This window comes from Cupriavidus sp. LA-1, from assembly GCF_055385985.1.
In genome coordinates this window covers 2,435,120-2,460,661 of record NZ_AP031388.1, presented here as the reverse complement: position 1 = coordinate 2,460,661, position 25,542 = coordinate 2,435,120, and the positions used below count along the sequence as shown (strand labels likewise).

At 66.0% G+C, this 25,542-nt stretch carries 20 protein-coding genes and 1 pseudogene; 8 read left to right on the top strand and 13 right to left on the bottom strand.

Annotated elements, in window-relative coordinates; translation table 11 throughout:
- Positions 1 to 4: 4 nt before the first annotated feature.
- From ACZ5MJ_RS30285 to ACZ5MJ_RS30275, 3 genes are all read left to right on the top strand, one after another.
- Entirely contained in the window at positions 5 to 412 is a 408-nt protein-coding gene (locus ACZ5MJ_RS30285; RefSeq protein ID WP_464224705.1) for a carboxymuconolactone decarboxylase family protein, read from the top strand.
- 56 nt (positions 413 to 468) lie between these two features.
- Positions 469 to 1,524, top strand: coding sequence for a beta-keto acid cleavage family enzyme (locus ACZ5MJ_RS30280; protein ID WP_464224704.1), 1,056 nt, complete (start codon positions 469 to 471; stop codon positions 1,522 to 1,524).
- An 81-nt stretch (positions 1,525 to 1,605) separates the two neighbouring features.
- Positions 1,606 to 2,880 (top strand): MFS transporter, encoded by a 1,275-nt coding sequence (locus ACZ5MJ_RS30275; protein ID WP_464224703.1) that lies wholly within the window; start codon positions 1,606 to 1,608, stop codon positions 2,878 to 2,880.
- A gap of 13 nt (positions 2,881 to 2,893) precedes the next feature.
- On the opposite strand, the gene ACZ5MJ_RS30270 is transcribed toward ACZ5MJ_RS30275, so the two are convergent.
- The 6 genes from ACZ5MJ_RS30270 to ACZ5MJ_RS30245 form a co-directional block, all read right to left on the bottom strand.
- Positions 2,894 to 3,796 carry a LysR family transcriptional regulator gene (locus tag ACZ5MJ_RS30270; RefSeq protein WP_464224702.1) on the bottom strand — a complete coding sequence of 301 codons (903 nt, stop codon included), beginning with the start codon at positions 3,794 to 3,796 and terminating at the stop codon, positions 2,894 to 2,896.
- Between the two features lie 95 nt (positions 3,797 to 3,891).
- Entirely contained in the window at positions 3,892 to 4,134 is a 243-nt protein-coding gene (locus ACZ5MJ_RS30265; RefSeq protein ID WP_464224701.1) for a hypothetical protein, read from the bottom strand.
- A 201-nt stretch (positions 4,135 to 4,335) separates the two neighbouring features.
- Entirely contained in the window at positions 4,336 to 6,513 is a 2,178-nt protein-coding gene (locus tag ACZ5MJ_RS30260) for a xanthine dehydrogenase family protein molybdopterin-binding subunit (protein ID WP_464224700.1), read from the bottom strand.
- Between the two features lie 9 nt (positions 6,514 to 6,522).
- Positions 6,523 to 6,981, bottom strand: coding sequence for a (2Fe-2S)-binding protein (locus ACZ5MJ_RS30255; protein ID WP_464224699.1), 459 nt, complete (start codon positions 6,979 to 6,981; stop codon positions 6,523 to 6,525).
- Complete coding sequence (locus tag ACZ5MJ_RS30250; protein ID WP_464224697.1) at positions 6,978 to 7,748, bottom strand: hypothetical protein; 771 nt, start codon at positions 7,746 to 7,748, stop codon at positions 6,978 to 6,980. The genes ACZ5MJ_RS30255 and ACZ5MJ_RS30250 overlap by 4 nt, the downstream gene beginning before the upstream one ends.
- Before the next feature lie 86 nt (positions 7,749 to 7,834).
- Positions 7,835 to 8,032: a hypothetical protein gene (locus tag ACZ5MJ_RS30245; protein WP_464226649.1), complete on the bottom strand. Its 198-nt coding sequence runs from the start codon at positions 8,030 to 8,032 to the stop codon at positions 7,835 to 7,837.
- A 16-nt stretch (positions 8,033 to 8,048) separates the two neighbouring features.
- Here ACZ5MJ_RS30245 and ACZ5MJ_RS30240 point away from each other — a divergent pair.
- Positions 8,049 to 8,678 (top strand): annotated as a pseudogene (locus ACZ5MJ_RS30240) (tripartite tricarboxylate transporter substrate-binding protein); the annotation flags it as partial.
- Between the two features lie 67 nt (positions 8,679 to 8,745).
- Here the strand turns inward: ACZ5MJ_RS30240 and ACZ5MJ_RS30235 are convergent.
- From ACZ5MJ_RS30235 to ACZ5MJ_RS30225, 3 genes are all read right to left on the bottom strand, one after another.
- Positions 8,746 to 8,943, bottom strand: coding sequence for a hypothetical protein (locus ACZ5MJ_RS30235; protein ID WP_464224696.1), 198 nt, complete (start codon positions 8,941 to 8,943; stop codon positions 8,746 to 8,748).
- Between the two features lie 41 nt (positions 8,944 to 8,984).
- The gene (locus ACZ5MJ_RS30230; RefSeq protein WP_464224695.1) at positions 8,985 to 11,759 is read right to left on the bottom strand and encodes an ATP-dependent Clp protease ATP-binding subunit; all 2,775 of its coding nucleotides are present in this window, start codon (positions 11,757 to 11,759) and stop codon (positions 8,985 to 8,987) included.
- Positions 11,760 to 11,885: 126 nt separating this feature from the next.
- The gene (locus ACZ5MJ_RS30225; protein ID WP_464224694.1) at positions 11,886 to 14,159 is read right to left on the bottom strand and encodes an FdhF/YdeP family oxidoreductase; all 2,274 of its coding nucleotides are present in this window, start codon (positions 14,157 to 14,159) and stop codon (positions 11,886 to 11,888) included.
- A gap of 620 nt (positions 14,160 to 14,779) precedes the next feature.
- Between ACZ5MJ_RS30225 and fdnG the strand changes: the two genes are divergently transcribed.
- From fdnG to fdhE, 4 genes are read left to right on the top strand one after another with little or no spacing between them, the layout of a single operon-like run.
- On the top strand, positions 14,780 to 17,869 hold the full coding sequence (gene fdnG, locus ACZ5MJ_RS30220) for a formate dehydrogenase-N subunit alpha (protein WP_464224692.1): 3,090 nt from the start codon (positions 14,780 to 14,782) through the stop codon (positions 17,867 to 17,869).
- Positions 17,866 to 18,756, top strand: a complete 891-nt coding sequence (fdxH, locus tag ACZ5MJ_RS30215) for a formate dehydrogenase subunit beta (RefSeq protein ID WP_464224691.1) — start codon at positions 17,866 to 17,868, stop codon at positions 18,754 to 18,756. Before fdnG ends, fdxH begins: the two co-directional genes overlap by 4 nt.
- A gap of 13 nt (positions 18,757 to 18,769) precedes the next feature.
- Positions 18,770 to 19,435, top strand: a complete 666-nt coding sequence (locus ACZ5MJ_RS30210) for a formate dehydrogenase subunit gamma (protein WP_464224690.1) — start codon at positions 18,770 to 18,772, stop codon at positions 19,433 to 19,435.
- On the top strand, positions 19,432 to 20,295 hold the full coding sequence (gene fdhE / locus ACZ5MJ_RS30205; RefSeq protein WP_464224689.1) for a formate dehydrogenase accessory protein FdhE: 864 nt from the start codon (positions 19,432 to 19,434) through the stop codon (positions 20,293 to 20,295). The genes ACZ5MJ_RS30210 and fdhE overlap by 4 nt, the downstream gene beginning before the upstream one ends.
- 34 nt (positions 20,296 to 20,329) lie before the next feature.
- On the opposite strand, the gene ACZ5MJ_RS30200 is transcribed toward fdhE, so the two are convergent.
- From ACZ5MJ_RS30200 to ACZ5MJ_RS30185, 4 genes are all read right to left on the bottom strand, one after another.
- Complete coding sequence (locus ACZ5MJ_RS30200; RefSeq protein ID WP_464224688.1) at positions 20,330 to 22,063, bottom strand: protein kinase domain-containing protein; 1,734 nt, start codon at positions 22,061 to 22,063, stop codon at positions 20,330 to 20,332.
- Position 22,064: 1 nt separating this feature from the next.
- Entirely contained in the window at positions 22,065 to 22,877 is an 813-nt protein-coding gene (locus ACZ5MJ_RS30195; RefSeq protein WP_464226648.1) for a formate/nitrite transporter family protein, read from the bottom strand.
- A gap of 337 nt (positions 22,878 to 23,214) precedes the next feature.
- A complete protein-coding gene (gene fba / locus ACZ5MJ_RS30190) occupies positions 23,215 to 24,252 on the bottom strand; it encodes a class II fructose-bisphosphate aldolase (RefSeq protein WP_464224687.1) in 1,038 nt (345 codons plus the stop codon).
- A 42-nt stretch (positions 24,253 to 24,294) separates the two neighbouring features.
- Positions 24,295 to 25,533 carry a phosphoglycerate kinase gene (locus tag ACZ5MJ_RS30185; protein ID WP_464224686.1) on the bottom strand — a complete coding sequence of 413 codons (1,239 nt, stop codon included), beginning with the start codon at positions 25,531 to 25,533 and terminating at the stop codon, positions 24,295 to 24,297.
- Between the last annotated feature and the right edge of the window lie 9 nt (positions 25,534 to 25,542).

Below are 25,542 nucleotides of genomic sequence, written 5' to 3'. Positions count from 1 at the left end.
AGTAATGAGCGATAAGACAAGCGGTTCCGCTACCCCGGTCTGCGATCACCTGCGCGCGACCGGTCACTGGAATCCGGCCTGGGATCCCGTTGCGGAACTGGATCCCGCCTGGACCGAGAAATTCATGGCAATGGGCGCGCACACGATGATGTCGGGCGTGCTGGAGCCGAAGGTGCTCGAATTCATCGCCATCGCGGTCGACGCCTCCTGCACCCACATGTACGCACCGGGCACGCGCCGTCACATCCGCAAGGCGCTGGAACTGGGTGCCACCCGGGCAGAGATTGCTGCCGTGCTGCAGGCGGTGAGCGTGCTTGGCATCCATACCAGCAGCCTGGGGGCACCGATTCTTCTGGAGGAGCTGGCGGCCACCGAGCAGGCCAGGACGACCAGCATCCAGGCTGCCGCCTGAGTACCCTTCCGCCCCCCAATCCCTTCACCCACGAACCTCATCGAGGACGACAAGTCATGCACTTCCTAGACGACTCCCTGCTGCCCGAAAACCAGGAAAAGCTCGTGATCCAGGTCGCGCCGTACGGGCCGCAGTGGATCCCCGGCGATTCGGACGATATCCCGGTCACGATGGACCAGCAGATCCAGAAGGCGGTCGACTGCTACAACGCCGGCGCGACCGTGCTGCACGTGCATGTGCGCGAGGCCGACGGCAAGGGCAGCAAGCGCTTGTCCATGTTCAATGAGATGCTGGCCCGCCTGCGCGAAGCCGTGCCCAGGATGGTGCTGCAGGTCGGCGGCTCGATTTCCTTCGCGCCGGAAGACGAGGGTCAGGCGGCCAGGTGGATGAATGATGACACGCGCCACATGCTGGCTGAACTGGATCCCCGTCCGGACCAGGTGACGGTCGCGATCAACACCAGCCAGATGAATGTGATGGAGTTGATGACCGAGGCCGACATCGCCGGCACCTCGCTCAACAGCCCGGCGCTCCGGGCCGCCTACCGCGACATGATCGTCCCGTCCAATCCGTCCTGGCATGAGGAGCACATCCGGCGGCTGGTTGCCAACGGCATCCAGCCGCATTTCATGCTGGGCCATCTTGCTTCCCTGGAGACGGTCCAGCGCCTGATCCGCCGGGGCCTTTACACGGGCCCGTTGATCCTCAACTACGTGGCCATCGGCGGCGGTGCCGCCGGCTTGCATCCGGCCGACATGCTCGAGTTCGTCAGGCGCACGCCGGATGGTGCCGTGCTCACCCTGGAAACCCTGAGTCGCAACGTGGTGCCAATGAACACCATGGCCATCGCGTTGGGCCTGCACGTGCGCGTCGGCATCGAGGACACGCTGTTCGGCCCGGACGGGGAGCGCGCGACCTCGGTGCAGCAGATCGAGAAGATGGTGCGCATTGCGCGCGAGCTCAATCGCGACATCGCGACCGGCGACGACGCCCGCCGCATTTACCAGATCGGCACCCAGTGGAAATCCGCGGATGAAACGCTGAAAGCCTTGGGCATGGTGCCCAACCGGGCGCCGGCGCAGCGCGGCATCCCCATGCGCAGGGTAGCTTAAGGTGCGATCCGGACGGAACGCGGCAGCGCGCCGCATTCCGTCCACCCTGCGACAAATGGTCCTGCGGCCTGGAGACCTCTGATGTTCTGGAAAAAAAGCCCCTCTGCCGTTCTGGCAACGTTGTTGACGATCCATCTGCTTGCGCATATCGACCGCAACATGCTGCTGGGATTCTCGCCGCAAGTCATCAAGGATCTGGCGATCAACAATGCCCAATATGGATTCCTGGTCGGCGCGGTCTGGGTGCTGAGCTTCGGCGTCATGGCAATGTTCATGGGCACGCTCGCGGATCGCTTCAGCCGGACGCGGATCATCGCGGCCGGCGTGCTGATCTGGAGCGCCTGCACCTGGGCGTCTGGACACGCTCAGACCTTCGAGCAAATGGCGATCGCGCGCTTCTTTGTCGCCAGCGGCGAGGCGGCCCTCGTGCCAGCCGCAGTTGGCTTGCTGGCCGAGCTGTTCGCCGAGAAGCGTCGCGGCACGGCGATGGGCTTGTTCTTCATGGGCATCCCCCTGGGCATCGGCTGCAGCTTCCTGCTGGCCGGCACCATTGGTGCCGCGCACGGCTGGCGCGCGACCTTCTATGCCCTGGGCGTGATCGGCATCGCCGTCGCCCTGCCGCTGGCGGTATTGAAGGAAGATCGCAGGCAGCACGCGCCGCAGGAACTGGGCGCACCCGCCCTGCCACAAGTGCTCGCAGTACTCCGACTGATCAGGGAGCATCGCGCGCTTCGCTTCACCATTGTTGGTTTCGTGCTGACGCACATGGCTTTCGCCAGCCTCTCCTTCACGCAACTGTGGATGGTGAATGAGCGCGGCATGGATGCCGCCGGCATCGCCACCCGCATCGGCGCGCTGCAACTGCTGTTCGGCACGCTTGGCTCGGTGGCGGGTGGCGCCCTCAGCGACCGCATGGCGCGCAAACTGCCCGGCGGACATGCCACGTTCATGGCGCTGCTGGTCGTCATCTGCGCGCCCTTGGTCATCGCCTATCGTTTCGCCCCTGCCGGCTCCGCGCTCTTCTACATCGGCATGTGCGTGGGATTCTTCCTGCCGCTGGCAATTTACGGGCCGGCCAATGCGGCTATCACCAGCATGACGCCACAGAGGATGCGCTCGACGGTCTCTGGCTTCACGATGCTGTGCATCAATGTCTTCGCGATCGCCATTGGCACTGTGGCCGTCGGCGCTGCGACCGACCATCTGATCGCAAACGGCACCACCGTGCCCCTGACGCGCGTACTGCTGACCACCGACGTGCTGGCTATCGCTTCGGCACTGTTCTTCGCCCTGGCCGCGCGCGCATCGTGCAGGCAGCCGGCCATCGACATGCCATCCCTGCAAACGACAAGGTAAGGCTACGGGCGCCTCAGTCCTGGCGCCCGAGGCCATCCTCGACCAGCAGGTCCACCAGCTTGCGCGCAAACAGCGGCAAGGCGCCGAGGTCGGCCACGCAGACCTGCAGCTTGCGCTCGGCCCACTCATCGTTGAGCTGGACGATGCGCAGCGCCATCGTCTTCGCATGGCGGCGGGCGGTGGTCTCCGGCAACACGCCGACGCCGACATTTGCCTCGATCATCCGGCAGGCGGTCTCGAAGTTGCTGACCTGCACGCGCCAGCGCAGCGCGCACTGCAGGTCGGCAGCGGCCCGCATGAGGAAATTGTGGATCGCGCTTGCCTCCGGCAGGCCGATGAAGTCGTAGTCCAGCGTGTCGATGAAATCCACGCTGTTGCGCTCGGCCAGCGGATGGCTCAGCGCGGTGGCCAGCACCAGGCGGTCGCGCCGGTAGGGCATGACCTCAAGCCCTTCGGTGCGCACGTTGCCGGCGACGATGCCGATGTCCACCATGCCCTCCTGCACCGCGCGCACGATATCCGGGCTCAGCCGCTCCTGCATGTCGATGGTCACGTCCGGATGGCTGACAAGATAGGTGCGCAGCACCGCCGGCAGGAATTCGCTCATGGCGGTGGTGTTGGCGAAGACCCGCACATGGCCTTTCACGCCCGCCGCATATTCCTGCAGGTCGCCGCTCAGTTGCTCCAGCTGGCGCAGCACGCGGCGCGCATGGGCCAGCAGGGTTTCCCCCGCCCCGGTCACCTTCACGCCCTGGCTGCTGCGGTTCAGCAGCTTGACGCCGACGTGCTCCTCCAGGTTCTTGATGCGGGTGCTGGCCGCGGCCAGGGACAGGTGTGAGCGTTGCGCACCGCCGGTCAGGCTCTGGGCCTCCGCAATATGCGTGAACAGTTTCAGGTCGACCAGATCAAAGCGCATGACATCATTCCCGGGCGTAAGCCCGGATTATCTCGCAAAGCGCAGTGCGCGGTACACGGTAGCGGGCGCAGCTAGCGGGGGCCGGCGCCACCGCGTCAGGCGACCGAGCGCTGCCGCTGCGCGGCGCGCATCACCGCCAGCCGCCTGGCCGCCTCCATCGACAGCCCGAAGCGGTCATGGAAAGCGCTGTCCAGGTCACCGTTGGCGGGCCAGCCGACGCGTTCGTATCCGCGCCGCCTGAGCACCAGCCTGCCGTGCGCGACAGAGACCGACAGCGGGAAGGCCAGCAGCAGCTGCAGCAGGCTGACGTGCGAGTGGGACTGCAGATGGACATGCATGGTGGCTCGGGATGCGGACAGGATCAAACCGCATGATCGCCGCTATTCGGATTGCCCGCCTCTGCCATTCCCGAACACACCGTTCAGCGCCGCTGCATGAGAGATAGATGATCAAGAAAGGATTGCGCTGGCATTCGCCGACCGGAATTGCCGCCGATTCAATGCCAGCAGGCGGCCCCGCGTGAACCCGGCGAACCCCAATCACGCGGTGAAAGGCAGGCTGCGCAGCCGCTTGCCGGTGAGCGCCGCGATGGCGTTGGCCAGTGCGGGCGCAATCGGCGGCACCGCGGTCTCGCCAATGCCGGTCGGCGGATCGGCGGACGGCACGATATGCACCGCGATCTGCGCCGGCATGTCCGCGTGCGTGGCCAGCCGGTAGTCGTTCCAGTTGGCCTGCTGCACCACGCCATCCTTCAGCGTGATCCGGGCGCCGGGCAGCGTGGTGCCCAATCCCATCATCAGCCCGCCCTGGACCTGTGCCTCGATCGTGCGCGGGTTGATCGGCATATTGCAGTGGACCGCCGCCGTCACCCGGTGCACGACCGGCTGGTTGCCGCGCATCGAGACCTCGATGATGTAGGCCACCACGGTGTCGAACGATTCATGCACCGCCACGCCCCAGGCACGCCCGGCCGCCAGGCGCCGCTTGCCGTAGCCCGACTGCTCGACCGCCAGGTCCAGCGCCGCGAGATGACGCTTGTGCCCGCGCAGCAGCGTGCGGCGGTACGCCACCGGATCGAGCCCGCCGGTGCGCGCCAGTTCATCGACCAGGGTCTCCATCACGTAGGCGTTGTGCGAGTGCCCTACCGAGCGCCACCACAGCACCGGCACGTTGACCCTGGGGTGATGGATCTCGAGCGCGATCGGAAATGGATAGGCGCTTTCGCCCACGCCCTCGACCATGGTCGAGTCGACCCCGTTCTTCACGGTGAAGGCCTCGAACGGGGTGCCGCTGGTGATGGACTGGCCCACAATCACGTGCTTCCACGCCAGCACCTTGCCCTTGCCGTCGTGGCCGATTTCCACGCGGTGCAGGTGCATCGGGCGGTAGTAGCCGCCGCGCACATCGTCCTCGCGCGTCCAGATCATCTTGATCGGCTCGCGCCGGCCGGCCGCGTAGCGCGCCTTGGCCACCTGGGCGGCCTCGAACAGGTAGTCGGAGGTCGGCACGGCACGCCGGCCGAAGCCGCCACCGGCCATCATGGTGTTGAACGTCACCTGCCCGGGCTTCAGGCCGAGCACGGCGGCCACCGCCGCCTGGTCGACGGTCTGGAACTGCGAGCCGGCCCACACCGTGCATTGGTCGCCGCGGAAGTCGATGGTGCAGTTGAGCGGCTCCATCGGCGTGTGGGCGAGGTACGGGAAGACATATTCGGCGCTGATCCTGTGTGGCGCGCCCGCAAGCGCCGACGTGTCCGCCGCCCTGGCCTGCACGCCGGGCTGCGTCGCCAGTTCGCGGTAGCGCGCCAGCAGCGCATCGCTGTCCGCCTTCTCGACACCGCTGGCATCCCACTCCACCTGCAGCACCTCCCGCGCCGTGCGCGCCGGCCAGAAGCCATTGGCCACGATGGCCAGCCCGGTCGCGCCGCGCACCAGCGGCACCTGGTAGACCTCTTCCACGCCGGCGATGGCCTTGGCGCGCGCGGCGTCGAAGCGCGCGACCCTGGCGCCGAACACCGGCGGATGCACCATGACCACGGCGCGCAAGCCCGGCAGCGTCGTGTCGATGCCGAACTGCTGCCGGCCAGTGGACTTGTCGCGCGCATCGAGCCGGCCGGTCGGCTTGCCGATCAGCCTGAATTGCTGCGGCGACTTCAGTGGCACGCTCGCCGGCACCGGCTCGGCCAGGGCCGCGGCGGCCAGTTCGCCGTAGGTGGCACGGCGGCCGTCGGGCGCGGTCACCACGCTGGCCTCGGCCTTCAACTGCTCGGCCGGCACCCCGAAGCGCCTGGCAGCCGCCCCCAGCAGCATCGCGCGCATGCGCGCGCCGACCTCGCGATACTGCGTCCATAAGTTCTTCATACTGGTCGAACCGCCGACCAGCTGGATATGGAAGACCGGGTCCTTGTAGGCCTCGCCGGCCGGGGCCAGCTGGCAGCGGACCTTGCTCCAGTCCGCGTCGAGCTCCTCGGCCACCAGCATCGGCAGTGCCGTCTGCACGCCCTGCCCGAATTCCAGCTTGCCGATCGTGACCGTCACCGTGCCGTCGGCATCGATACTGACGAAGGCCGACGGCTGCACCGGGGCCGTGGGCTGGGTTCCGGCCGCTTCCGTCTGCGCGCCAAGGGGAACGGCACAGAGCGCAAAGCCGGAGCCAAGGCTCAGTTTCAGGAACGTCCGCCGGTCGATGCCGCCGCTTGCCTGCTGCGCGAGTCTCATGGCATCTCCTCAGCCGATCGCCCTGGCCGCGTCCTTGACCGCGGCATGGATACGCGCGTAGGTGCCGCAGCGGCACAGGTTGGCGCTCATGGCCCGCTCGATGTCGGCATCGGTCGGGCGCCGGTTCACCTTGAGCAGCGCCACGGCCGCCATGACCTGGCCGCTCTGGCAATAGCCGCACTGCGTGACATCATTGCGCACCCAGGCTTCTTCCACCGCCCGCCCGACCCGGTCTTCACCGATGCCCTCGATCGTGGTGAGCTGCCGGCCGGCGATGGAGGATACCGGCGTCACGCAGGCGCGGCGCTGCTGGCCGTCGACATGGACCGTGCACGCGCCGCAAACCGCGATGCCGCAGCCGAACTTGGTGCCGGTCAGGCCCAGCGTGTCGCGCAGCACCCACAGCACCGGCGTGTCGCCGGGCACATCGACCTGCTGGATCTTGCCGTTCAGTTGAAAAGAGATCATGGCTGGCTCCCGTTGCCCGTGCCCTTGGCCTGTGTCAGCGCGCCCGATCCGGCGAGGGCGCGCAGGTTTTGCAGCAGTACCTGGTCGGCCGCGGCGCGCGTCGGTCCGGCGGAGGTGCGCAGCGGCTCGCGCGTATCGCACGGTGCGCCATTGCTTATCCACTGGCGTACCTGCGCATCGAACGCAGGCTTGTCGAGCGGCGGCAGTTCTCGCCCCGGTCCCGGCTGCCAGCCCCAGGCCACCAGGTGATCGGTCGCCATGTGTTCTTCGAGCATCGCCAGCGAACGGCCGCCATTGGTCCCCGGATCGCGCAGGACCTTGCACAGTGCGGCGCCGGACAGGCCCAGCCATGACATCTTCATCTTCGCCGGCGGCATGCGCCAGCCCGGCTGGCCGTTGGTGTCCAGCCCGGGCGGCGCATGCGCCAGCGGACTGTTCTGGGTGGCATGGCAGGTGGCGCATTGCAGCGGCGGCACGCCCATGCCGTCCGCGCCACGCTGCACCGCGGGAAAGTGCACCAGCTTGCCATCGCCCTGCAGCGGGCCGTCCGGCACATGGCAATTCAGGCAGCGGGCATGCAACAGCACGCGCTCGATCTGCGCAAAGGCCTGCAGGCCGGCGCCGCGGTCCGGCGTGGCGGAAACCTGCGTTGGCCGGAAGGGAGCGCCGGGCCCGGCGGCAAGAGCCAGCGCCGGAAGCGCCAGGACCGACCCAGCCAGGAATGCGCGCATCGCACCGACGCGAGGATTGCGGGCGTCATGTGTCATGGGGCCTCCTTCACCGTCGCCGGTGTGCCTGATCGTTGTAGTGCCTGATGCAATCCTTGGCAAGGCGAAACGGCGTCGCCGCGGCCTCAGACCAGCGGGAAGGCCTTCACCAGATGCCGGAGCAAGCTGTCAGCCACCGGCGACAGATGCCGGCCAGCGCGGGTGATGATGTGGATGCGGCTGTTGTTCAGGATCGGATTGGCCAGCGGCAACGACACCAGTTCCCGGAACTGCGGCTCCTTCAGCGGCATCGAGCGTGCCGTCAGGATGTAGCCCAGCCCCATCGCGGCATATTCCCACAGCGACGCCAACATCGTGCTGATGGTCCGCAACGGCATCGCCGTGGACAGCCTGGACAAGTTCATCGAGTACGCCCGGCAAAACAAGGGCAAGCCGCTGACCTACGCCACGGTCGGCATCGACTCCATCTATCACCTGATGGGCGATGCGCTGGGCGCGCGGCTCGGCGTGCCGTTCCTGCATGTGCCATACAAGGGCGGCGCACCGGCGCTGCAGGGCCTGGCCGGTGGCGAGGTGGACTTTGCCATCCTGCCCTACCAGTCCAGCTACGCGGCCATGCAGCAGCAGGGCCGGCTGAGGATTCTGACCAGCTTCTCCAGGGCCCTGCCCCCGGCACTCAGGCAGATTCCGCTGATCTCGCAAAGCCGGCTGGTGCCGGACTTCGAATACGCCATCAGCGGTGGCTACTTCGTCAGGCAGGGCACGCCGGCCGATCGCGTGGCGGTGCTGCGCAAGGCGATTGGCGAAGCCCTGGCCAAGCCCGAGATCCGGGCCAGGCTGGAGGCCGAGGGGCGCACGGTCGCACAGCCGATCGACAGGCAGGAACAGGCAAACCAGGTGTTCGACCAGTACCTGGCGCGCGTCACCAGACTCATCCAAAGCGTGGGCCGCAAAGCCAACGCGTCCTGACCTCCCACAGTGCGCCCCGGCGCTGCCGCGCAGCCGCGGCACCGGGGCGCACTGCAGGCCCGGTCAGTCACCCGCCCAGCTCCTGGAAGGCGTGCCCATTGGCCTCCAGACCTTTCAGGAGACCGGGTGGCACCTCGCTCTCGGCGACCGTGCCGTCGAGCTGCCACGCCTTGGCGTCGGCCAGGTCGGGAAGACCTGCGCCCTTGCGCACATAGAGCCCCAGCGTCGGTTTCTGCAGATTGATGTAGAAGTCGAACTCCTGCATTTGCGTACCTCCCGCGATCAGCGTGATTGCGCCTGGCCTGGTCAGGCGCTGTCGTCTCCGGCAGCGACTGCGCTGTCCGCCTTCTTGGACGCAGCACTCTTGGCGGCCGCTTTACCTGCCTTCGGCTTCTTCACGGCTTCCACCTTCTTGAAGACCACCTCGCCGCTGTCCTTGTCGTAGCCCAGCTCTGCACTGTCGCCCGACTTCAGCTTGTCGCCCAGCATCTCCTTGGCCAGCCTGGTCTCCACCGCTTGGCGGATCTGGCGCCGCAGTTCGCGCGCGCCGAACTCGGGCTGGTAGCCCACCTCGACCAGGTGATCGACCAGCGCATCGTCGAACTTGATGGCGATGTCCTGCGCGGCGGCGGTACGCACCACCCGGTCGAGCTGGATCTGCACGATTGCGCGGATGTTCTCGCGCGAGAGCGCATGGAACACGATGATGTCGTCGATGCGATTGAGGAGCTCAGGCCTGAAGTGTCCTTTCAGCACCTTCATCAGCGCCTCGCGCAGGTCCTTGTCGGTCATGCGCTTGCCCTCGGGCTGCTCGAGGTTCGCCATGATGATGGACGCGCCCAGGTTGCTGGTGGCGATAATGACGGTGTTGCTGAAATCGACCACGCGGCCCTTGCCGTCGGTCAGGCGGCCGTCGTCGAACACCTGCAGCAGCACGTTGTACACATCCGGGTGGGCCTTCTCGATTTCATCGAGCAGGATCACGCTGTAGGGCTTGCGCCGCACGCGCTCGGTCAGCTGGCCACCCTCCTCATAGCCGACATAGCCCGGCGGCGCGCCGATCAGCCGTGCCACCGCATGGCGCTCCATATACTCCGACATGTCGATACGGATGATGGCCTGCTCGTCGCCGAACACGGTTTCCGCCAGCGCCTTGGCCAGCTCGGTCTTGCCCACGCCGGTCGGCCCGAGGAACAGGAAGGTCGCAATCGGACGGTGGGCCTGGCCCAGCCCCGCGCGCGACAGGCGCACCGCGTCGCTGACCGCAACCACCGCGTCTTCCTGCCCCACCACGCGCTCGCGCAGGCGCTCTTCCATCTGCAGCAGCTTCTGCCGCTCTTCCTGGGTCAGGTCGGCCACCGGGATGCCGGTCAGGCGCGACACCACCTCGGCGATGGCCGCGACCGTCACCTCGAGCGTCTCGGAACCGGTCTTGCGCTGCCAGGCTTCGGTCAGCTCGTCGAGCCGCTTCTGCTTGTCGCCGATGCGGTCCTCGAAGGCCTTGGCCTCGTCAAAGCGCTTGCGCGACGAAGCATAGTCCTGCTCGCGCTTGAGCTGAGCGATCTCTGCCTCCAGCTCCTGGATCTCAGCGGGACGCGAGGTGGAACCGATGCGCACGCGCGCCGCGGCCTGGTCGATCAGGTCGATGGCCTTGTCCGGCAGGAAGCGCGAGGTGATATAGCGGTCTGACATTTCCGCCGCGGCGACAAAGGCGTCGTCCGCAAACGTGACCTGGTGGTGCGCTTCGAGCTTGTCGCGCAGGCCGCGCAGGATGACGATGGTCTGCTCGACGGTCGGCTCCGGCACCAGCACCGGCTGGAAGCGCCGCTCCAGCGCCGCATCTTTCTCGATGTACTTCTGGTATTCGTTCAGGGTGGTCGCGCCGATCAGGCTCAGCTCGCCGCGCGCCAGCGCGGGCTTGAGCACGTTGGCGATATCGAGCCCGCCCTCGCCGCCGCCCTGCCCCGCGCCGACGATGGTGTGCAGTTCGTCGATAAACAGGATCAGCTCGTCGTTCTTGGCCGTGACCTCGTCGATCAGCTGCTTGGCGCGCTCCTCGAACTCGCCGCGGTACTTGGCGCCGGCCACCATCGAGTTGATATTGACCTCCACCAGGCGCTTGCCGCGCAGCACCTCCGGCACGTCGCCGTTGACAATGCGCTGCGCCAGCCCTTCCACGATGGCGGTCTTGCCCACGCCCGGTTCGCCGATCAGCACCGGGTTGTTCTTCTTGCGCCGCGCCAGCACTTCGATCGTGCTCTCGATCTCCTGCGCGCGGCCCAGCACCGGGTCGAGCTTGCCCTGGCGCGCGATCGCGGTCAGGTCGCGCCCGAACTTGTCCAGCGTCGGCGTGCCGGTGGGTGTATCGACGCGGCCATCCTCGGCGCCCTTGCCGACCACCTTTACCACCTTCTGGCGCAGCGCCTCGGGGGTGATGCCATATTTCTTGAGCAGCGTTCCGGCGATACTGTCGGGCACAGAGGCCAGGCCAATCAGCAGGTGCTCGGGTCCCACGTAGGAATGCCCCAGGTCGCGCGAGGCCTGGAAGGCATACTGGAAGGCCTTCTTCAGCCGCGGCGAGATCGTCATCTTGTCGATGGCCGCGTCGGGCTTGGCGGTCCCGGTCTGCGCGTGCTCGTCGATATATCCCTGGATGTCCTGCGGCGAAAGCTTGAGCTCCTTGAGCAGCGCCGTGCAGACGTCGGTATCGGCGAGCACATAGAGCAGGTGCTCGGTGTCGAGTTCATTGCGCCGCAACTCGTGGGCCTTCTCGGCGGCGCGCTGCAGCAGCTCCATGGTCTGCTCGCTGAATGCATCGGTGGGGTCGACCGATTCGCGCGGCACTTCGGCCGAGAACCCGGGGTGCTCGTCGTCATCCATGTCGCCGCCCATCCCCCGGAAGAAGCGCGACAGGCCGCCGCCACCGAGCAGCGAATCGAACGGGTTGAGCATGTCCTGGTGGCGCAACAACTGACGATAGTCGTAGTCGCAGATCGACATCGTCTTGCGCTCGCCGTCCTGGACCACGGTCACCCGCGCCACGGCGGGACGTGCGTTGCAAATTTCACATAGGGCCGGCATGATGGACTTTCCTCCAAAGGTAGGTCGCATTGCTTCAACGGAGGGCCGTTGCGAGGCAGGGCCGCGCGCAACGGCGCTGGGAACCGGGCACGGGCCGTGCTTACGTGATGTCGGGATGGCTTGCCATCACGTCACCTCCGAACGCACCACGCGCACGGGCACTGACTTGTAGGACGGCGTGCCGCTGTCCTTGTCGATGTAGTCGAGCGGCACCAGCTTGTTCGCTTCCGGATAGTAGGCGGCGACAGAACCCGGCGCAATTTCATATTCGATCGCAGTGATCTTCTCGAAACGCAGCTGCCGGCCAGCCGCGATGGTCTCGATGTCGACCACGTCGCCATGCTCCAGGCCACGCGCTGCCAGGTCGGCCGCATTCATGAACAGCACGTCGCGCCGCCCAAATACGCCGCGGTAGCGGTCGTCCATGGCATAGATGGTGGTGTTGTACTGGTCATGGCTGCGGATCGTCACCAGGCGCAGGACATCGTCGGCATGGACCTGTTTGTCTTCGTGCAAGCCCTTGAATACAAAGAATTCGGCCTTGCCGGACGGCGTCTCCCATTTGCGCTCGGTCGGCGGCAAGGGCATGCGGAATCCGCCAGGCACCCGCACGCGTGTGTTGAAGTCCTCGAAGCCGGGCACGGTCCGTTCGATCAGGTCGCGGATCCTGTCGTAGTCGGCAATCAGCTCCAGCCATGGCACCTTGCTGTCGGGCAGCGTCGCCGTCGCCATGCCCGCCACGATGGCCGGCTCTGCGCGCAGGAACGCCGACGCCGGCGCCAGCTTGCCGGCCGAGGCATGCACCATCGACATCGAATCCTCCACCGTCACCGATTGCGGCCCGGTCTCCTGCACATCGAGTTCGGTGCGGCCCAGGCAGGGGAGCACAAAGGTCTCTTTGGCCACCAGCAGGTGCGTGCGGTTGAGCTTGGTCCCGATGTGCACGCTCAGGTCAAGCTTGCCCATGGCGGGGAAACACTGGTCGGGATCGGGCAAGGCGACCGCGAAGTTCCCGCCCAGGCAGATCAGCGCCCTGGACTTGCCATCGATCATCGCCTGCATCGCGCTGACGGCATCGTGCCCGTGTCCGGCGGGCGGGCTGAAACCGAAGGTGTCCTCGATCCGCTGCAGGAAGCCGGCTGACGGCTTTTCAGTGATGCCGACGGTCCGGTTCCCCTGCACATTGGAGTGGCCACGCAAGGGGCAGATACCGGCGCCGGGCTTGCCGAAGTTGCCACGCAGCATCAGCAGGTCGCACAGCAGGCGGACGTTGGCCGTGCCTTCGTTGTGCTGGGTGACGCCCATGCCGTAGGTGACGATGGTGGCGTTCGACTTCGCATAGGCCGCCGCGACCAGCTCCAGATCAGTGCGGCTGAGGCCGCTGGTCTTTTCGATATCCGCCCATTCGGTCGCCTTCAGGTCTTCGGCCAGCGCCTCGAACCCTTCGGTATGGAACGCTATGAAGTCATGGTCCAGCACATTGCCCTGGCTGGCCTCCAGGTCCAGCAGCGCCTTCATCACCCCCTTGATGGCGGCGGCGTCGCCCCCGGCGCGGACCAGGAAGTAGGACGACGCGATCCGGGTCGAACCATAGGTGGCCATCTCCACCATGTTCTGCGGATCCGCGAAGCGCTCGAGCGCGCGTTCGCGCAGCGGGTTGAACACCAGGATCGGCACCTTGCGGCGCGACGCCTCATGCAGTGTCCCCATCATGCGCGGGTGGTTGGTGCCCGGGTTGTGGCCGATCGAGATGATCAGCTCGCAGGCATCGAAATCGTCCAGCGACACCGTGCCCTTGCCGATGCCGATCGAGCGCGGCAAGCCGACGCTGGTGGGCTCGTGGCACATATTGGAGCAATCAGGGAAGTTGTTCGTGCCATATTCCCGCGCGAACAGCTGGTACAGGTATGCAGCCTCGTTGGAAGCCCTGCCCGAGGTATAGAACTCGACCTCGTCCGGCGACAGTCCGCGCAGGATCTCGCCGATGCGGGCGAACGCCGCCTCCCACTCCACCGCGCGGAACGTGTCCGTGGCGCGGTCGTAGACCAGCGGATGCGTCAGCCGGCCAAAGTCCTCCAGCTCATAGTCGGTCCGGTTCAACAGCGATGACACGGTGTTGGCGGCAAAGAATTCGGGCGGCACGCGCTTGGTGGTGGCCTCCCAGGTGACAGCCTTGGCGCCGTTCTCGCAGAACTGGAAGGTCGACCTGTGCTCCTTGTCGGGCCACGCGCACCCCGGGCAATCGAAGCCATCGGGCTGGTTGGTCCGCATCAGCGTAATCGGTGCCCTCACGGTATCCATCTGCGTCCGGATCGCCGTGGCGGTTGCCTTCAGCGCGCCCCAGCCGCCGGCGGGACCGTCGTACTTCCTGATTCCAGGCACTTCGCGTCGATTGGCCATGTTTGCTCCTTGTGCCGCGCCCGGCCTGCCGGGGCCGGGGTTGGGGTTAGTCACGCCTGCAGTTCCTGCCACCGGTTTGCTCACCTCTGCCGCTTGCGGGAGAGGCCCGTTGCCGCATCGATGAGCAAGAGCCATACCCATGACAGATTCCTTTTGCTGTCAGGCACTGCAGGACCCGGCCTGGGCTGTGGGGTCACGGCAATGGACAAAATGTCCACGCGCAAGCCCTGCCGGCGGGTCAATTTGTCCATCCTGGACCGTCGGCAGATCTGCTGAATCCGCTCAACTTCGTCAGAAGGCCGTCACTTAAGCGATGGCTTATAGGCGGGCAAAGAATCGCTGAATTTACCTTCAGGGGGCAGGCGGCTATCTTTGGGCGAAGGGTGCTGGTCTTGCCGGTGGTTGTCCGGACCGCCGTGACGCTTCTCAACGCCTGGAGGCGATCAATACGCCAGCCCGGGGGACGCGTCAGTTCAAGGTGGCTCTCACCTCAACCGCGGCACTCCATGTGTAGACGCTTCGGCATACGCGTCAGCAAGCCTTATCAGACATAAAAAAAAACGGAGACCCCCACCCTGCTCGCCAGGATGGATGGAAGAAGACATGACGATGAGACCACGATGACTAAACCCACCAGTATCGGACGGCGACAGTTCCTCAAGATTCTTGGCGCAGGGTCTGTTGCCGTCTCGGCTTCGGCCCTGGGCATGGGTACAGCCTGGGCACAGGCTCCGGCCGGTGTGCGCCCCTACAAGCTGCTGCGTGCGAAGGAGACGCGCAACAACTGCACCTATTGCTCGGTCGGGTGCGGCCTCCTGATGTATTCGCTGGGTGACGGCGCCAGGAACGCGAAACCCCGCATCTTCCACATCGAGGGGGATCCCGATCACCCGGTCAGCCGTGGTTCGCTCTGTCCCAAGGGCGCGGGGTTGCTGGACATCGTCCATTCAAAGAACCGGCTGCTATATCCGGAATACCGCGCGCCGGGGTCGAAGGAGTGGGTGCGCATCAGCTGGGACGATGCCACCAGGCGCATCGCCCGTCTGCTGAAGGACGACCGCGACAAGAACTTCATCGCGCGCAACGAGAAGGGCCAGCTGGTGAACCGCTGGCTGAGCTCGGGCATGCTCGCCTCGTCCGCGGCCTCCAACGAAACGGGGGTTCTCGACTTCAAGTTCGCCCGCTCGCTGGGCATGCTGGCACTGGACTGCCAGGCGCGCCTGTGCCACGGGCCAACGGTTTCGGCGCTGGGGCCGTCCTTCGGCCGCGGCGCGATGACGAACCACTGGGTGGACATCAAGAACGCCAATGTCGTCATCGTCATGGGCGGCAACCCGGCCGAGGCCCATCCGGTCGGCTTCAAATGGGTGATCGAGGCCAAGATCAGGAACAAGGCCAAGGTCATCGTCATTGATCCGCGCTTCAACCGCACCGCCTCGGTCGCCGATATCTTCTCGCCGATCCGGGCAGGATCGGATACGGCCTTCCTGATGGGCATGGTCAACTGGCTGCTGCAGCACGACAAGATCCAGCATGACTATGTGCGCGCCTACACCAACGCGTCGCTGATCGTGCGCGAGGATTTCGGATTCGACGAAGGCCTGTTCTCGGGCTTCAATCCCGAGAAGCTCGTCTATGACAAATCCTCCTGGAATTATGAACTCGACGGGGCGGGAAACGCGAAACGCGATCCCTCGATGCGCCATCCGCGCTGCGTGCTGAGCCTGCTGAAGCAGCACGTCTCGCGCTACACGCCCGAGAAGGTCGAGGAGATCACCGGCGTCAGGCAGGCCGACTTCCTGCAGATCGCCGAGATCGTCGGCTCGTGCTCGGCGAAGGACAAGACACTGACCTGGCTTTACGCGCTCGGCTGGACGCACCACACCGGCGGCGCGCAGATCATCCGCGGCGCGGCGATGATCCAGCTGCTGCTGGGCAATGTCGGCATGTCCGGCGGCGGCGTGAATGCGCTGCGCGGACATTCCAATATCCAGGGCTATACCGACCTTGGCCTGCTGTCGTTGCGGCTGCCGGGCTACATGGACCTGCCCACTGACAAGCAGCAGACGCTCAGGCAATACCTGGACGATGCCACGCCCAAAGCCGTGCTGCCTGACCAGGTGAACTACTGGAAGAACCTCCCCAGGTTCTTCGTCTCGCTGCAGAAGACCCTGTTCGGCAAGCACGCCACGGCGGAAAACAACTGGGCCTTTGACCTGCTGCCGAAGTGGGACCGCAGCTACGACATGCTGGCGTATTTCGACCTGATGTACGAAGGCAAGGTCAACGGCTATGTCGTCCAGGGGTTCAACCCGCTGGCGGCGATGCCCGACAAGAACAAGTCCTCGGCCGCGCTGTCGAAGCTGAAGTTCCTCGTGGTCATCGACCCGCTGGTGACCGAGACCTCGAACTTCTGGCGCAACGAAGGCAAGTTCAACGACGTCAGGACCGAAGAGATCATGACCGAGGTCTTCCGGCTGCCGGCGAGCTGCTTTGCCGAGGAAGACGGCACGGTCGTGAATTCCGGCCGCTGGCTGCAATGGCACTACGCGGGCCAGCAGCCGCCGGGCGAGGCGCGGCATGATCCGGCCATCCTTGGCGGCATCATGATGGAGTTGCGGCGGCTTTACGAAAAGGAAGGCGGTGCCTGTCCCGAACAGGTATTGCACATGACCTGGGACGAGGAGACCTATCACGATCCCTGCCGCCCCCATCCCGAGGAAATGGCCAAGGAAGCCAACGGCTACGCGTTGGCGGACGTGTTCGACGAGACCGGGAAAAAGATCCTGCGCAAGGGCCAGCTTCTGGACTCGTTCGCGCAGCTGCGCGACGACGGCACGACCTCAAGCTACTGCTGGATCTTCACCGGCTCCTGGACCGAGGCGGGCAACCAGATGGCCAGGCGCGACAACACCGACACGGGCCTTGGCAACACGCCGGGCTGGGCCTGGTCATGGCCAGCGAATCGCCGCATCCTCTACAACCGCGCCTCGATGGACGAGATGGGGAACCCCTGGGACCCCAGACGCCGGATCCTGCACTGGAACGGCGAGAAATGGGTGGGCGCGGACGTGCCCGACTTTCCCCTCACCGCGGCGCCCGGCACACCCGCCGGACCCTTCATCATGCTGCCCGAAGGCGTGGGGCGCCTGTTCTCGGTCGGCGGCATGAACGACGGCCCCTTCCCCGAGCATTACGAGCCGGTCGAGAGCCCGATCGCGAAAAACCCGCTGCACGACAGGGTCACCCACAACCCGACCGCCCGCATCTTGCAGAACGATGCGCAGCGCATGGGCAAGCGCACCGAGTTCCCCTACGTCGCCACGACCTATTCGATCACGGAACTGTTCCGCCACTGGACCAAGCACTCGCATCTGAACGCCATGCTCCAGCCCGAGCAATTTGTCGAGATCGGCAAGAAGCTGGCCGCGGACAAAGGCATTGCCCATGGCGACACGGTGAAGATCACAACCAGACGCGGCTACATCACCGCCAAGGCCGTGGTGACCAAGCGCCTGCGCACGCTCCAGATGGCCGGGCAAACGGTCGAGCAGATCGGCATCCCCTGCCATTGGGGCTTCGAGGGGGCAACGCGCAAGGGCTATCTCGCCAACACGCTTGCCCCGGGCGTCGGCGACGCCAATTCGCAAACGCCGGAATTCAAGGCATTCCTCGTGAACATTGAAAAAGTAGCCGGAGCACAGGCATGAACTCGCAGAACATCATCCGCCGCTCGGCCTCGTCGGAGCTGACACCGGCCCCAGGCATCCGCGACCATCAGATGGAAGTGGCCAAGCTGATCGACGTGTCGACCTGCATCGGCTGCAAGGCGTGCCAGGTCGCCTGCAACGAATGGAACGACCTGCGCGGCGACGTGCAGGAGAATGTCGGCGTCTACGACAATCCGCGCGACCTGTCGCCCAACACCTGGACCCTGATGCGCTTTACCGAGCATGAGGACCAGGCGGGCAAGCTGGAATGGCTGATCCGCAAGGACGGCTGCATGCATTGCGAGGATCCCGGCTGCCTGAAAGCCTGCCCGGCGCCGGGCGCCATCGTGCAGTATGCGAACGGCATCGTCGACTTCCAGTCCGACCTGTGCATCGGCTGCGGCTATTGCGTCGCGGGCTGCCCCTTCGACGTGCCGCGCATTTCCAGGAAGGACAACAAGGCCTACAAGTGCACGCTATGCTCGGACCGGGTCTCGGTCGGGCAGGAGCCTGCCTGCGTCAAGACCTGCCCGACCGGCGCCATCGCCTTCGGCTCGAAGGCGGAGATGCAGTCCCTGGCCGCCGAGCGCGTGGCCGAGCTGAACGAGCGCGGCTATGCCAAGGCCGGCCTGTATGACCCGGCGGGGGTCGGCGGCACCCACGTGATGTATGTGCTGCAACATGCCGACGACCCGAAGCGTTACGCGGGCCTGCCAAAGGATCCGCAGATCAGCTCGGTCGTCTCGGGCTGGAAGGATGGTCTGAAACCCGTCGCCGCCGTCGTCGGCGCGGCGGCGGTCGTGGGCATGGCGGCGCATTTCATGGCGGTCGGCCCCAACACCACCGAGACAAACGATCACGACGCCCCGAATGACGGCGCGGCATAGGCGGAGACCGGAAATGGCGACCAACAACGGCATGATCCTGCGCACGAAATTCGCCGAGCGGCTGTGCCACTGGGCGATCGTGTTCTGCTTCTTTCTCGCGGCGGCATCGGGCATCTCCTGGTTCTTCCCGACGGTGAGCTGGATGAGCGGCGTCCTTGGCACGCCGCAGATGGCGCGGCTGCTCCACCCGTTCCTCGGCATCGCGGTTTTCGCCGGGCTTTGCTATATGTTCGTGCGCTTCGTGGGCGACAACATGCCCGCGCGCACCGATGCCGTCTGGTTCCGCCGCGCCAGGGAGGTACTGCTGAACCAGCATGGCGGCGCGCCGCTGCGGATCGGCAAGTACAACGCCGGCCAGAAGGTGCTGTTCTGGCTCATCATGGCTTCGATACTGGCCCTGCTGCTGTCCGGGTTGATCATGTGGCGCGCCTATTTCGCCGAGTACTTCCCGATTCCCGTGCTCCGCCTGGCGATCCTGGCCCATGCCGTCGCGGGGATCGGCTTGATCCTGCTGATCGTGGGTCATATCTACCTGGCGATCTGGGTCCGAGGCTCGATCACCGGCATGGTGACGGGCTACGTCTCGCACACCTGGGCCAGGCAGCACCATGACCGCTGGTATGGCGAGTTGAAGGCAAAAGAGTCGAAAGCGGCGAAAGCGAAGGAGCACGGGGCATGAGCCATCATCCGACCACACCGGGAGCACTGCGATCGGGCGAAGCATCCCGGCATTTCACGCCGCTGATCCAGCCAGACCTTGCCGGGCTTTACCGCCGCCGCGCCGCGCGCCTGCGCGTGCTGGCCGAAGGGCACGATCTTGCCGATTACCTGCGTCTGGCCGCCCGCGTCGCCGAGGTGCAGGCGTCGCTCCTGCCCGAAGCCGGTGGGTCCGGTCCTACCGACGCCAGGGCCATCCCGCAGGCGGGGCATTGGGGTTCCCTGCTTGATGGGTTGATCGAGCGGCTTGCGCGCGATGTTCCCGCCACGGTCGCCCCGCATCTTGCGGCACTGCGCGACCTCCCTGCGGATGCGCGCCTTGGCGCCGCCCGGGCGCTGGCCGAGGGTCGCTTTGACGCGGTTCCGGCGGCAATCGCGCCCTTCCTGTGGGCATCGCTATCGCTGCAATGTGCCAGCGCCGCGCGGGCGGCTGCCGCGCCCGCCAGCGGCCCGGCCGAGCACGCGTCCTGCCCGGTCTGCGGCACTGCCCCGGTAGCAAGCCTGATCCTGACCGGCGATCGCCAGGGCATGCGCTATCTGCATTGCGCGCTCTGCGAGAGCGCGTGGCACATGGTACGGGCGAAATGCACCAACTGTGGCGCCGCCTCGGATCTTGACTACCTCAGCTTCGACACCGCCGAAGCCACGGTGCGCGCCGAAAGCTGCGGCGTATGCCGCGGCTATCTCAAAGTCATCTCACTGGAACGCGACCCGCAAGCCGAGGCCGTGGCCGACGACCTCGCCACCCTGGCCCTGGACGATGCCGTGACGGCGGAGGGCTATCAACGCACCGGGTTCAATCCCTTCGCTCTGCCGGGATGAGGCCGCATTCGGGAATTGCGGCGCCAATGCGCGCTCAATGCCCTGTGAGCCGCAAGCCCAGCAGCAACATGGCCGAGAGTGCCAGCAGCAGCGTCAGTGACTGCCAGAAGCGCACCGGATTGCGTTCAAGAAGCGGGATCGGACGGCGGCTTTGGTATTGACGTGCGGGAGTGTGCAGGTCTTGAATGAACTCGGACAGCGCTTCGTGCCGCTTGCGCCCGCAGGGATGCAAGGCTCTGCGCAGCACACCGTCGAGCCACGGGGGCAATTCGGGCCGCCGCTCACGCACCGGGATATAGCGCAGGCTCCGAAGATCACGGGGAGTGCGCAGACGTGTTACCTGCAGACCATAGGGCAATTGCCCGGTTAGCATCTGGTACGTGATCACTGCCAGCGAGAACAGGTCGGACGCGGGACTGCCGCCCAGCCCAAGGAAATACTCCGGGGCGGCATACTGCAGCTCGCCGACCGGCGCCTGCGCGTACGGGGTGCGCGTGCCTTCGGCCAGGCCCGCCACATGCACCGCCGCAAAGTCGATGATCCTGACCGTGCCCGCGCGGTCTATCATCACGTTCTCCGGCCGCAAGTCCTGGTGCAGCATTTCCCGGTGATGGAAGGCCTGCAGCCCTTTGGCGACTTGTCCCACGATCCGGCGCACGGTGTCCAGATCCGGGGCCGGGTAGTCTGTCATCCATTGCGCCAGCGTATGGCCGTCAATGTATTCCATCGCAACATGCAGATACTGCCGCGGACGGTCGGCCGCATGAGGCTTGAGCACATGCGCGTTATCGATCCTGCGTGCCACCCACTCCTCCAGGAGAAAGCGGTCAAGGTAGTCCGGATCCTCGCGCAAATCGATGGATGGCGTTTTCAGCGCGACATGGCGGCCGCTGCGCTGGTCCACGGCCAGGTGCACATGGCTGCGTGAACTCGCATACAGCTCGCGCACGATGAGATAGCCATCGAAGTGCATGCGCGGCTGCAACGGAGGCGGCAGGGCCAGGCACCGGCGTTCGGCATGAAGGTCCTGCGTGTCGAGGTCCGGCAACTCGTCCACCCGCACCAGCTGGACCGTGACGTTATCCTCGCTGCCCCGCGCCAGCGCGACAGACGCAAGCATTGCCGAGGCGGCGTCAAGGTCATCGGCATGCGCTGCAAGGGCCTGGTTCACGGCGACGCTGTCGAGGTATTCATAGGCGCCGTCAGTGGCAAGGATGTAAACCTCTCCGGCTTCGGCTCGCCAGCTGCGGTAGTCGATCTCGACAGTGGGCCCCACACCGAGCGCCCGGCCCAGGTAAGACTCGACCGAAGACACGCGGATGCGATGGTCTTCCGAGAGTTGTTCCCAGGCCTGCGGATGCAGCCGGTAGATGCGCGAGTCGCCTATATGAAGCAGGTGTACCTCCCGCCCCTTGAAGATCAAGGCGCTGAAGGTACAGATGTAGCCGCGGTCCTTGTCGAAGCGCGCATCGCTGCGCTGGGTCTGCGCGTGCAGCCAGGAATTGAGTGCCGCCAGCACGCGTTGTGCCGACCGTCGCACGGTCCATGTTTCGGCCGTGCAATAGTAGTCGTCCAGGAAACCGTGCACGGCGGCGGCACTGGCCACCTGGCTGACGGCACTGCTGCCGATGCCGTCGGCCAGCGCAACGGCAATGCCCTTGGTGCTGAGCCGCGGCTCGGCAGGCAGCGCCGCGCCATGAAAATCCTGGTTGACGCGCTTGCGCCCGGCTTGCGAACACTGGCCGACTGAGACGCGCAAGATGCTCATTTCAAGCCAGGACGCGTTTCGGTGCGGTCTTGTAGTGGGTGGAGTACAGCGCCGCGCCGACGAACGTCAGGCCACCGACGATGTTGCCGAGCACGGTAGGAAGTTCATTCCAGAGCAGGTAGTCCATCAGCGTGAACTTGCCGCCGAGCATCAGGCCGGAGGGGAAAAGGAACATGTTCACGACGGAGTGTTCGAATCCCATGTAGAAGAACACCAGGATGGGCATCCACATGGCAATGACCTTGCCCGAAACCGAGGTCGACATCATGGCTGCCACGACGCCGGTGGACACCATCCAGTTGCACATGACGGCGCGGATGAAGAGGGTCAGCATGCCCGCCGCGCCGTGGGCGGCGTAGCCAATGGTGCGGCTCTCACCAATGCTGCCTATCTTCTGGCCGATCACGTTCGGGGCCTCGGTGAAGCCAAAGGTAAAGATGATGGCCATGAATACTGCCACGGTGAGTGCGCCGGCGAAATTGCCGCAGAAGACGAGCCCCCAGTTGCGCATCACGCCGCCCCAAGTGGCCCCTGGACGCCTGTCGAGTACGGCGAGCGGAGCCAGCGTGAAGACACCGGTCAACAGGTCAAATCCCAGCAGGTAGAGCATGCAGAACCCCACCGGGAACAGCAATGATCCGATCAGGGGATTGCCGGTATTGACGTTGACGCTGACCGCGAACGCGGCAGACAACGCCAGGATTGCGCCAGCCATGTAGGCCCGGATGAGGGTGTCCCGGGTGGACATCAAGAGCTTGGATTCCCCAGCATCGACCATCTTGCCGACAAACTCGGCAGGAGCTAAATAGGCCATCGCGCATTCCTTTGAACGGTGAGAAAAAAAAGCGTCCGCATCCCGGTAGCAGCCCATGCTGCTGCCCCGGATGCGGACGCCGTTGTCCACGTGTTCCGGTCCGCCGCTTCACCTACGGCCGGGACCGGTACCAAGCCGCCGTTGGCCTGATGGCAAGCACCTACGCAACTCCCATGCCTGGGCGGGCCACGACGCCATGCCTGTCTTCCGCGCCACTTGCGCCGGAGGACCTGCACGGCTCTGGTGCGAATGCGGGCGCGGGTGCCCGAGGCAATCCCAATCCTGGTGCGGGCTCAGCCGCGCCGGCGCCGCAAGGTCGGGCCATGCACTTCGCCAGCTAGCGGTAGCGCTGGGCCATCCGCTCCAGCGGCACCGGCTTGATCCGCGCGGCCTGCCCGGCGCAGCCGAAGGCCTCGAAGCGCAGCTTGACCACGCTCCTCGCCCCCTGCTTGGCCGCCAGCAGCGCCTTGCGCGGATCGAACTCGCTGCGGTCCTCGGCCAAGGACTTGCGGATGGCCCCGGTCATGGCCAGGCGGATATCGGTATCGATATTCACCTTGCGCACCCCCATCCTGATGCCGCGCAGGATCTCCTCGACCGGCACGCCGTAGGTCTCCTTGATGTCGCCGCCGTACTGGCGGATGATCTCCAGCCATTCCTGCGGCACCGAGCTGGACCCGTGCATCACCAGGTGGGTGTCGGGAATCTGCTCGTGGATCTCGCGGATGCGGTCCATCGCCAGGATGTCGCCGGTGGGCTTGCGCGAGAACTTGTAGGCGCCGTGGCTGGTGCCGATGGCAATGGCCAGCGCATCGACGCCGGTACGGGCCACGAAATCGCGCGCCTGGGCCGGGTCGGTCAGCATCATGTCGTGCGACAGCGTGCCCGCCGCGCCCACGCCATCCTCTTCGCCGGCCTGGCCGGTTTCGAGCGAGCCCAGGCAGCCCAGTTCGCCCTCCACCGACACGCCGACCGCGTGCGCCAGTTCGCACACGCGCCGGGTGACGTCGACGTTGTAGTCGTAGTCGGCCGGGGTCTTCATGTCTTCGCGCAGCGAACCGTCCATCATCACGCTGGTGAAGCCGGAGCGGATCGAGGCCTGGCAGATCGCCGGGCTGGAACCGTGATCCTGGTGCAGCACGATGGGGATGTCCGGATGGGTCTCGGCCGCGGCCAGCACCATATGCCGCAGGTAGGCCTCGCCGGCGTACTTGCGGGCCCCCGCCGAGGCCTGCAGGATGACCGGGCTGTCGGTTTCCTCGGCCGCTTCCATGATGGCGTGGATCTGTTCCAGGTTGTTGACGTTGAAAGCCGGCACGCCGTAGCCGAACTCTCCCGCGTGGTCCAAAAGCTGGCGCAAGGAAATGAGTGCCATGGTGAAGCTCCTTTACTTGATGCAGAAACGGTGAGGTCGGGTTCAGGTGGCCGCGCGCTGCGCCAGCACAGCCAGCGCGGGCAGCGTCTTGCCCTCCAGGAATTCCAGGAACGCGCCGCCGCCGGTGGAGATGTAGCCCACGCGGTCGGCAATGCCGTACTTGGCGATCGCGGCCAGCGTGTCGCCGCCGCCGGCGATCGAGAATGCCTTCGAGTCGGCGATGGCCTGGGCCAGCACCCTGGTGCCGTTGCCGAACTGGTCGAATTCGAACACGCCCACCGGGCCGTTCCAGACAATGGTGCCGGCGGCCTTGAGCTGCCCGGCCAGCATGGCGGCGGTCCTGGGCCCGATGTCCAGGATCATGTCGTCGTCGGCCACTTCCCTGACGTCCTTGACCGTGGCCGCGGCGTTGGCGCTGAATTCCCTGGCGCACACCACGTCGACCGGGATCGGCACCGAGGCGCCGCGGGCGGCCATGATGTCGATGATGGCCCTGGCATCGCCGACCAGGTCGGCTTCGGCCAGCGACTTGCCGATCTTCAGGCCGGCGGCCAGCATGAAGGTATTGGCGATGCCGCCGCCGACGATCAGGTGGTCGACCTTGTCGGCCAGCGACTTCAGGATGGTCAGCTTGGTCGAGACCTTGGAGCCGGCCACGATCGCCACCAGCGGGCGCGCGGGCTGGCCCAGCGCCTTGCCCAGCGCATCGATCTCGGCGGCCAGCAGCGGGCCGGCGCAAGCGATCGGGGCGTATCTGGCGATGCCATGGGTGGTGGCTTCGGCGCGGTGCGCGGTGCCAAAGGCATCGTTGACGTAGATATCGCACAGCGCGGCCATCTTCTGCGCCAGTTCGTCGCTGTTCTTCTTCTCGCCCGTGTTCATGCGGCAGTTTTCCAGCAGCACCACCTGCCCCGGCGGCACCTGGAAGCCGCCGTCGGTCCAGCCGGACAACAGCGGCACCTGGCGGCCCAGCAGTTCCGACAGGCGGCGGCCCACCGGGGCCAGGCTGTGGCGCGGGTCGGGCGCCCCCTCCTGCGGCCGGCCCAGGTGCGAGGTGACCATCACCGCAGCGCCCGCCTGCAGGCAGGCCGCGATGGCAGGCACGGAAGCGCGGATGCGGGTGTCGTCGGTGATATCGCCCGCGGCATCCTGCGGGACGTTGAGGTCGGCGCGGATAAAGACACGCTTGCCGGCCAGCCCGCCAGCGGCGAGCAGTGCGGCCAGCGTGTGCGGCGCCGAGGGATTCGTGTGCGGGTCCGAGGCATGGGATAGGCTCATCATGGCAACCTG